Below are 495 nucleotides of genomic sequence, written 5' to 3' on the forward strand. Positions count from 1 at the left end.
GGGCCACGTAGCCGGCGACCAGGGCGACCGCCGCCGGGATGATCGGGGCGACGAGCACCTCGACGACGTCCGGCAGCCCGGCGACCAGGTTGGTGTCCGATACGCCGTTGAGGATGGCGAGCAGCGCGAGCAGACCCAGGTAGGAGGCGATGCTCGCGGCCTTCACCTTGCTCTCAACGGTCGGCGCCGGGGTGGTGGAGTGGTTGGTCATCTTGGTCCCTCCTGGGCGGTGTCGAGCGCGGCCCGGACGAAGCAGTCCTTCGCCTCAAGCAGCTTGCGGAGACCGGCGGTCAGTTCCGGACCGTCGGGCCGTGTGCCGATCATCTGCTCGGCCAGGTCGTGGCACTGCTTGCTGACTCCGCGCAGCGGCGTCTTCAGGTGCTCGTACGCGAAGTAGCGGGCGATCCCGACGGTGCCGGGGTGCCGGCCTTCGAGGTTCTGCAAGGTGGCCCTCCTCAGGGGCTCAGGCCGACCCAGGCTGGGCCGGAGTACGGT

The 495-nt window shown here is 69.9% G+C and carries 2 protein-coding genes; both read right to left on the minus strand.

Annotated features, from left to right (window positions below; translation table 11 throughout):
• Nucleotides 1-211: hypothetical protein (locus ADL29_RS08970; protein WP_053923171.1), on the minus strand; the 211-nt coding region annotated here is incomplete at its 3' end.
• Nucleotides 208-444 carry a hypothetical protein gene (locus tag ADL29_RS08975; protein ID WP_053923172.1) on the minus strand — a complete coding sequence of 79 codons (237 nt, stop codon included), beginning with the start codon at nucleotides 442-444 and terminating at the stop codon, nucleotides 208-210. The genes ADL29_RS08970 and ADL29_RS08975, both read right to left, overlap by 4 nt.
• Nucleotides 445-495 lie beyond the last annotated feature (51 nt).

This window comes from Streptomyces chattanoogensis (assembly GCF_001294335.1).
GTDB lineage: Bacteria > Actinomycetota > Actinomycetes > Streptomycetales > Streptomycetaceae > Streptomyces > Streptomyces chattanoogensis.